Annotated in this window: 10 protein-coding genes; 2 read left to right on the top strand and 8 right to left on the bottom strand. The window is 40.4% G+C overall.

Annotated features, from left to right (window positions below; translation table 11 throughout):
* Window positions 1-220: 220 nt before the first annotated feature.
* The 3 genes from H6G05_RS24830 to H6G05_RS24820 all read right to left on the bottom strand — a co-directional run bounded on the left by H6G05_RS24830 (window position 221) and on the right by H6G05_RS24820 (window position 4,472).
* Entirely contained in the window at window positions 221-1,819 is a 1,599-nt protein-coding gene (locus H6G05_RS24830; RefSeq protein ID WP_190582651.1) for an MDR family MFS transporter, read from the bottom strand.
* Between the two features lie 57 nt (window positions 1,820-1,876).
* Window positions 1,877-3,247, bottom strand: coding sequence for an HlyD family secretion protein (locus tag H6G05_RS24825; RefSeq protein ID WP_190582649.1), 1,371 nt, complete (start codon window positions 3,245-3,247; stop codon window positions 1,877-1,879).
* 340 nt (window positions 3,248-3,587) lie between these two features.
* Window positions 3,588-4,472, bottom strand: coding sequence for an SDR family NAD(P)-dependent oxidoreductase (locus tag H6G05_RS24820; protein ID WP_242025825.1), 885 nt, complete (start codon window positions 4,470-4,472; stop codon window positions 3,588-3,590).
* A 25-nt stretch (window positions 4,473-4,497) separates the two neighbouring features.
* On the opposite strand from H6G05_RS24820, the gene H6G05_RS24815 reads away from it, so the two are divergent.
* A complete protein-coding gene (locus H6G05_RS24815; RefSeq protein WP_199310763.1) occupies window positions 4,498-4,812 on the top strand; it encodes a winged helix-turn-helix transcriptional regulator in 315 nt (104 codons plus the stop codon).
* A 61-nt stretch (window positions 4,813-4,873) separates the two neighbouring features.
* Here H6G05_RS24815 and H6G05_RS24810 read toward each other — a convergent pair whose 3' ends face one another.
* The 3 genes from H6G05_RS24810 to H6G05_RS24800 form a co-directional block, all read right to left on the bottom strand.
* Entirely contained in the window at window positions 4,874-5,320 is a 447-nt protein-coding gene (locus H6G05_RS24810; protein WP_190582648.1) for an HNH endonuclease, read from the bottom strand.
* Window positions 5,317-5,556, bottom strand: coding sequence for a hypothetical protein (locus H6G05_RS24805; RefSeq protein ID WP_190582646.1), 240 nt, complete (start codon window positions 5,554-5,556; stop codon window positions 5,317-5,319). Before H6G05_RS24805 ends, H6G05_RS24810 begins: the two co-directional genes overlap by 4 nt.
* 196 nt (window positions 5,557-5,752) lie before the next feature.
* Window positions 5,753-7,459 (bottom strand): DUF262 domain-containing protein, encoded by a 1,707-nt coding sequence (locus H6G05_RS24800; RefSeq protein ID WP_190582643.1) that lies wholly within the window; start codon window positions 7,457-7,459, stop codon window positions 5,753-5,755.
* 69 nt (window positions 7,460-7,528) lie between these two features.
* On the opposite strand from H6G05_RS24800, the gene H6G05_RS25750 reads away from it, so the two are divergent.
* A complete protein-coding gene (locus H6G05_RS25750; RefSeq protein ID WP_277874790.1) occupies window positions 7,529-7,651 on the top strand; it encodes a hypothetical protein in 123 nt (40 codons plus the stop codon).
* A 3-nt stretch (window positions 7,652-7,654) separates the two neighbouring features.
* Here the strand turns inward: H6G05_RS25750 and H6G05_RS24795 are convergent, their stop codons facing one another.
* Entirely contained in the window at window positions 7,655-7,903 is a 249-nt protein-coding gene (locus tag H6G05_RS24795; protein WP_190582642.1) for a PIN domain-containing protein, read from the bottom strand.
* A gap of 5 nt (window positions 7,904-7,908) precedes the next feature.
* Entirely contained in the window at window positions 7,909-8,172 is a 264-nt protein-coding gene (locus tag H6G05_RS24790; RefSeq protein ID WP_190582639.1) for a hypothetical protein, read from the bottom strand.
* Between the last annotated feature and the right edge of the window lie 124 nt (window positions 8,173-8,296).

The raw sequence follows: 8,296 nt of genomic DNA, 5'->3' as shown, positions 1-8,296 counted from the left end.
ATTGTCAATACTGGAAAAAGAAAAGGCTTTTCCGCTTTTGAGTCCATTCTTATCGCTTTGAATCCTCTCAAATCATTGTTTGCTATAGGTTGAGCAATTACAATTCTTTATACTCAACAATCATCAAAAAAAATCAGTGCAACCAATTCGTTTAATGGGTTTGTTTACCAATTCACAAAAGTGCTGCCACACTTTCGTGAATTGGTATGATTTCATTACACTAATGAGTGCCACCAGAAGCATCTGAGACTCTAACCTTCTTAAAAAATAACACCGCTACACCACTCAACAACAACGCAAAACCGACAAAATAGAAACAGTCATTAAAAGCCATCACATAGGACTCACGACTCACTGTACTGGCGATCGCTTGAAAAGCCTGAGACTGCGCTGTATTAAAATCCGCACCTTTACTTACAAACAACTGCGTCAAAGTATCTACTCGTTGCTGCGTTTCAGGATTAAATAAAGAGATCGCATCACCTAGACGATTGGAATGGAACTTTTCGCGCTGAGTTAACAAAGTTGCCAAAGCTGCAATCCCAAAGGAGCCACCTAAATTACGCATCATGTTAAATAAACCACTAGCAGAACCAGCTTGAGATTTTGCTAAACCAGCAGTAGCGACAGCCGACAGAGGAACCATAATTAGTGGCTGACCCATCGCTTTAACTAATTGTGACCAGCGTAACTGATCGATACCACTGAGATTGGTGAGATCGGAGTTCATAAAACAGCTAGTGGAGAACACAATTACACCCACACCAATGACCAAACGGCTATCTACTAGCTGAATTAACTTTGGTACAAACGGAATCAGAAATAATTGTGGTAGCCCCGCCCACATCAATACTTCACCAATTTGCAAGGCATTATATTTCTGGATTTGGACTAGATATAGAGGCAAAAGATAAATGGAACCATATAGCCCTACTCCCAATGAGATGTTGACGATACTTGCTAGTCCAAAATTGCGATCGCGTAGTAGCCGTAAATTAATGAATGGCTGTTTGCGCGTTAATTCAATCCAGAAAAATAGGGCTAGGAATGTAGCGGCGATCGCGCCGAGAGTGATAATCAATGATGAGCTAAACCAATCCTTGCGCGAACCTTCTTCTAAAACCACTTGCAAAGAAGCTAAACCGATTGCCATCGCCATAATTCCCCACCAGTCTCCTTGCTTAAGCAATTCTGGTTTTGGTGCTTGCTGTTTGATGCCATACCAAACACCTGCAAGAAGTAATAATCCAGGGATAACATTCAAATAGAAGATATAGTGCCAGCTATAATTATTAGTCAGCCATCCGCCCAAGGTGGGACCAATCGAAGGAGCAAATGTGGCGGTAATGCCGAATAATGCCATGCCTATGGGCTGTTTGGACGGTGGCAAGGTTACTAACATATTCGTAAATGCCATTGGGATTAAAATCCCTCCTGTTGCTCCTTGAAGGGCGCGAAAGACAATCATCGATGACAAGTCCCAAGCAGAAGCACAGCAGATCGAAAAGAAGATGAATAAGGCGGCATTAACTAAGATGTAACGTCGGATCGAGAATACCTGCGATAACCAACCTGTTAAGGGAATTACCACAATCTCAGCGACGAGATAGGCGGTGGAAATCCAAGAACCTTCTTCTAGGGTTGCACCTAAGGCGGCTTGGATATCTTGGAGCGAGGAGTTGGTAATTTGAATATCTAGTACTGCCATGAATGCGCCCAGCATACTTGCCGCAACTCCAATCCAGATTCTAATCGGCACATAATCTGGGGGGAGTGTAGAATTTGGGCGTTGATTGGTAATTGCGTTGATGTTCGACACGGCTTTGACTGTATGTGGATTTAATTAAGATTTAATACGCTCATAGATTTTGTGGAATTATTTGATTTCGACGGTAACTTCCGCAGACATTCCTGCGGTAATCCGCGATTCATAGCCCTTCAGACTTTGGGGATCTAGGGTGATTTTCACGGAAATACGCTGGACGATTTTGGTGAAGTTGCCTGTCGCGTTATCTGGTGGCAATAGAGAAAATTGAGAGCCAGAGGCGGGAGCAATACTATCAACACGACCAGTAAATGTGTGATCGGGAAAGGCATCAAGCTTAACTTCTACTGATTGCCCAGTTTTGATTCTATTAAGCTGAGTCTCTTTGAAGTTTGCCACGATCCAGTAATTATTCTCAACGATCGCCATTAATGGCGCACCAACTTGGATGCGATTACCAACTTCTACATTTTTCTTGCCAATCCGTCCTGTACTAGTAGCGAATACATCAATATAGGAAAGCTGTAATTGGGCATCTTTGAGCATTGCTGCTGATTGGGCGATCGCTGATTGAGCCGCCTCGTATTCACTCCGATTTACCGTTGTTTGCTGTCCGCTAGCTTCTGCCTGTTCCAATTCACCACCAGTTGCCGCTAGTCGAGATTGAGCGCTGACAATTCCTTCTTGGGTTTGAGCAAGTCTTGATTTAGCCTGTTGCACAATCTGAAGTGCCGAATTTTTCTGGGCTTGGGCAACATCATAGGCAGCTTTTGCCGTATCCAACTCTTGCTTCGCGATCGCCCCTTGTTTAAATAAGCTGTTATAGCGATCGTAATCAGTTTGCGCTTTTTGGAAGTTCGCATTCGCCTCTGCTACCTGCGCTTCCGCGAGAGGAATCCCCGCTTGAGCTTCTTGCATAATGGCTTGAGCATTAGCGATCGCCGCTTGGGCGGTACTAATATTTCCTTGGGCTTGAGTTGTCTTGCCACTCGTGGTTTCCGATGCTAGGTCAATATTAGCTTGAGCTGCATTTGCTGTTCGTTTTGAGGATTCCAAAACAGCTTGGGCTTGTTGGACTTTATTCTCATAGTCCTTAGGATCGAGCTTTATGAGTAGTTGTCCAGCCTGCACCTGTTGATTATCTCCGACTAGGACATAGGTGACTGTTCCCGCGATTTTGCTACTAACTTGGTGAATATGCCCGACTACGGTGGCATTATCCGTTGATTGGTGAGTGGAGGCATATTGCCAATAGCGATATCCAAAAATACCCGCAACGACTGCGCCAAGCCCTAATCCTGCTAAAACAAATGCGATCGGTTTGATGCGTTTTGGTTCTGGCTTTTCTGGTTGCTCTGACAAAAGTACGATTGCTTCTTTTTTTCCATCTGCTGCTAATGGATGTGATGCGTTCGATAGATTGTTAATATGCTCTTCAAATTTATCCTTGTCCGTAATCACATCTACACTCCATAGGCGCATAATTAGAAAGCCTTAATTATTTGGAGGATGTGTTAGTGCAAAGTAACTCATCTATTGTGCAAATTAGGCTTCCATCATTAAGCTGACACATAGCTGTCTTGTTTGCTGCATGAATTGATTGACTACGATACAATTTGCAATTTTCGATTGAAAATCAAGATTTAAGTTTAGGTTAGTGAATATTAGCGATCGCATCAACAATCCATCTCCTAAAGGCGATCGCTATTACTGTAAGTCGTGATTTCTAGGCGATCGCATCAACAATCCATCTCCTAAAGGCGATCACCTCAATTATCTATCAAATAAAGGTTTGCTGAAGGCGATCGCTCTAACATTTGTATTAAGAATTACGTCCCGCCATCACGCCTCCATCAACATTCCACACGGCTCCTGTGACCCAAGACGCTTGATTAGAGAGCAAAAATACCACAGTTTCGGCGACATCAATTGGCAATCCCACTCGACCAATGGGATGAAAACTATTGAAGCCTTGTAAGGTTGTATGAATCTCATCAGGCTTAATAAATGCGCCATAGATAGGCGTTTCTACCACGGCAGGGGCGACAGCATTTACTCGGATATTATACTGCGCTAGTTCCATTGCTAAATGTTGCGTAAGAGAATGTAATCCCGCCTTTGCCATCGAATAAGCCGAAGATGGAGTAGCTGCGATCGCCTGATGTGCCCACATCGATCCAATATTGACAATAGCTCCACCCTTCGATTTAGTCATGTTTCCTGCCACTTGCTGCGTTGCAAAAAATGTACCGCGATTTAGATCTAGATAGCGATCGTAATCTTCACCATCATGATCTAAGAATGATTTTGGTGAAAACACTCCTGCCGAATTGACGAGATAGCGAACTTCAGGCAACTCATCAGCAATGCGTTCTGTAAGTTGATTAACTTGTTTTCGATCGCTAAGATCGGATTGCCAAGTTTTAAGATCACCAAATTGGCTGAGAAAAGATGACGCTTCTTCAAGCTTAGAAACATTGCGTCCCACGATGGTTACGATTGCCCCTTGATTGAGAAGGATTTTGGCAACTTCTAGACCGATGCCGCTATTTCCACCGATTACTAATGCTTGCTGATTCTTAAATTCCAAATACATAATAATTTCCGTTTGAGTTATTGAGAGCATAATAGAGATAATCAATAAAGATGAAAAGTAAGCACTTTCGGGAAAGGTACGTACTTTTTGGTACAAATTGAGTAGCAGCATCACTAATTTTTTAACTACGCTTGATATGCCAACCACTCAAACTTCAGTTTCGGAAATGCTCGAATATATTATTGGCTGCAAGTGGTCAATGCGGATACTAGGCTTAATTCAAGAAGGTGTCGATCGCCCTGGTGCTATTACGCGATCGCTAGATGGACTCACTACTAAGGTATTGAATGCTTGTTTACACAAAATGGTGGATTTTGACATTCTAGAGCGCATAGCATTCCCAGAAGTGCCTCCAAGAGTAGAGTACAAGTTTACGCAGTTTGGATTACTATTCCTTGAAATCTTGGATAAAGTAAGAGAACTTGAGAAAAAACGACATATATCTTCATGAAAGTGATCGCTATAACTGTGAGTCGTTATTTTTAGGCGATCGCTTCAACGTTCTCAATAGGTTACTGTTGAGGATCATGGGCAGGCGGATGCCAGCCGCCACGAATCCAGAAACGACGCGCACGCTGAATAGCGCCATCATCATGACGCTCATCGTTCATATCGAGACGTTCAATTGTGGCGCGTCCTATGGCTGTAATGCCGACAATTTTTTGTCCATTGTCAGACCAGATGAAATGTTCAGACCACTTGTTCTGTCTAGGATTGAAGATTGAAACGATTGTTTGGGTTTCAGGATCAATACCCTCTGTGAAGTTGTAACGACGACCATTACAGCGATGACACGCAAGGGCAAGATTATCTTCAGTATCGTCTCCACCAAGGGATTGTGGAATAAGATGATCGAGTGTAAATAGTGAGCTACTAGCTTCTTCAAAAGAATGGCAGTATTCACATAGAAAATTAGCTCGATCGCGGATGCGTTGACGACTGGCGAAACTGATGGTCATGACTCGGCAATAATGCGAGCATTTATAAGTGTGAAAATACGATCAAGTTCAGTAATTCCAGCAAGTTCAGCACTTTCTTCTACAGTGAGCATGTTATTTTTTTTTCGTTCGATGAGGATTTCGAGGCGCAATTGAAGATCATCATTGAACTTAAAAAGGTTAAGTCCTCTTACCTTTTGGATTTGAATACCAACCTCTATCCAGAAAGAAGGTTGAACCATTGTTTGAGTAATCATGTTTGCTACCCTTATGTATATTCTTGATTGTTACAATTAGATGCTTTCAAAGTTTGAAGACTCTATTGGAGAAGCAACTAAATCGTATGAGCTATGCTTTAATGACAGCAATTGTATTATAGCGTTAGACATCAGATCGCTAATACTGTGAGTCGTAATTTTTAGGCGATCGCATTAACAATTTAGTATTTTGAACTTATTTTTTGTTCAAATTGGTATAAAAGAAACCTACAATTGATTCTAAAAATAATCTTTCTCTTGCTTCAATGTCAGTCTTTACCCAATCAGCACTTTGGTGTTTTGTAAGATCTTTTACATCAGCAATGGATGAGCCTTCATATATTTTTTTCTTTTTACCGAAATACCCATTACCAGCTTGGATGTTTATTTTTTTCCCTATAGCCACTTTGTTTCCATATCGCTCCAAATAGACTTTTGCATCTTTGTGATTCCATCCGTTGTAATTAGTTTCTTGCCAAACACGAGGGAAAATATGTTCAATCTCAAAATTTGAATCAATTATGTCTCTTTGATTAGGATTTAGATAAGCATGAAGCAAAATCATGGCGCGAGCAATTTTATAATTAGATGTTTGAGAAAGAGTGGTCGAAAATTCTGAAGAAATTGAAGAAGTTATTGTAAGCGGCTTTCCTTCAAAAATATCAATGCAAAATTGGAAACATGGCTCCTTTATTGCATTTACGGTTGGTTTTAGAACAAACTCGGAAAATAGAAATGAAATCAAAGTTGCGAGATATTCCGAAAAATTTGCATAAAATGAATCTGAATTTTTATTTTTTAGAAAATATGCGCTCGTAACATATTTCCAGTATTCGTTTGGGTAATGGTTAAGGCAATGAAGATATTTGAAAGATTGGTGAGAAATAAACTCTCGCTCCTGAAATTTCAAGTTGCCTTTTTTTACGGCTAGCCAAAATTCTGCAAGCTCTTGCAATTCTCTCATCAAATCAGGTTGCTTTAATTTTTTAAATTTATTGTCATTGCCAGCATAAAATTTTCTTAGCCCGATTTCTTTTGTCCTGTCACCGTTTCTGCCACGAATAACGTGCGAATAATTTCGGAAGAGAGCATCCAAGCTAATCCCTGCGTCATCGACTGTTTCGGTAAGCTCTCTCCATGAATTAGTGAATTCTGATTTTTCCTGAGCAGTAGTCTTAGTACGATAAATTTGGGCTTTAAAAATGTCGGAATCCGAAAGTGGCATTCCTCGGTCGTTTAGGGTCGAAAATATGGTCAATGCTGTGTCTAGTTTTTCGCAATCAATTGGAAGTATAATGCAATTCCTTAAAATGGAAACACAAAATGCCTGCCAATGAATTGGATTTCGCATTGCGTATTCTTCACACATCGAAAAGAAATAATTATAATTCTTTGAATAAAGGTCGTTAGCGTTTGGTGCTGATTTTCCTGTGCGAAGAATCTCATGAAATACTTCATTGTCAGATTCAGTTGCAACCCGTGATTCAATATGGATTAAACTAGTGTCAGTGACTCTTCCCGAAATAGGATTAACGTCCCATATGCAGGGTGCAATTTGATTTTTGAGACCAGCAATATTATCGTCTACAATTGCACTGTTTTCCAATTTTGAATAGAACGCTCTAAGGAGAAGCAAGAGTGAAGTGATGCGCTGTTGCCCATCGATAACTTCAATTTCAATCTTTCCAGATTCATCATTTTTACAAGTGACAACCGTGCCTAAGTAATACTCCTCACTTCCCTTTCTTTCCTCAAAGAAGCCAGTAAGATCCTGCCATAGAATTTCGCATTTTTCTAAATCCCATTTATATGGTCGTTGATAATCAGGAATAATAAATTTTGTTCCCTGCATTTCAGAAAACAGGCTAATTATACTTTTTTTCGTGACGTTAAGCTCTGCCATATTTTAATCCTTAAAAAATATTTTTTTCTGAACTACGATAAGATATTACCCTATTGTGAGTCGTGATTTTTGAGCGATTCCATCAACAATCTATCTCTTAAAGGCAATCGCTATTGCTGTAAGCTGCTATTTCTAGGCGATCGCCTCAATTATCTATCTTCTAAAGGCGATCGCTATTACTGTGAGTCGTGATTTCTAGGCGATCGCTATTGCGTCCAAAAATAAACGGGGAGTCAATATTTGAGTGCCATGATAGTACTTAGTTTCTTCAGGCACTCCAAGCTGCAATAGTTTTAATACGAGTTCTTCAAGTAGCTGAGGAGCCATAACCAAGGTAAACTTGCCTTGCTGCCAAGCCTGTAAAACTAGATACGGTGAGCTTACTTGAGATTTAGATAGTAGAGCAGAAACAAATACAGATGTATCAATAACAACTTTTAACATCTTGTTTACAAATTCTGCTCGATTGTTGCAACACTTTCAGAAATTCTATTGCGAATAGATGCAAATTCTGCCCAGATTTCCGATGACGATCGCTTTGGCTTGGATAGCGCAGAATTTAATCCCTTTTGAATGATCGCTTCCACCTTGTTTAACTGCTCAACATCACGAGTCAATGGAGTTTCTAAAGAATACAAAAAAACAAGCACCTTCTCTAGATAAGACTCAGGAATGCGGTCAAGTTCTTGAATAATTTGTTCTTTAATAGTCATAGCTATAGGCTGTAGCACTAAATCCTAGATTCAGCAGGTTAAATTTGAAATAAGGTATTTTTAATAAAGAGCAATCAAAATAGCCAAATGCCAGAGATAGACGTACAAGACATAGACCATCTGG

The sequence above is a fragment of the Phormidium tenue FACHB-1050 genome, from assembly GCF_014696925.1.
Taxonomy (GTDB): Bacteria; Cyanobacteriota; Cyanobacteriia; order Pseudanabaenales; family Pseudanabaenaceae; genus Pseudanabaena.
Note: the sequence above shows the minus strand (reverse complement) of the source record. Positions and strands in the feature narration are given on the sequence as shown.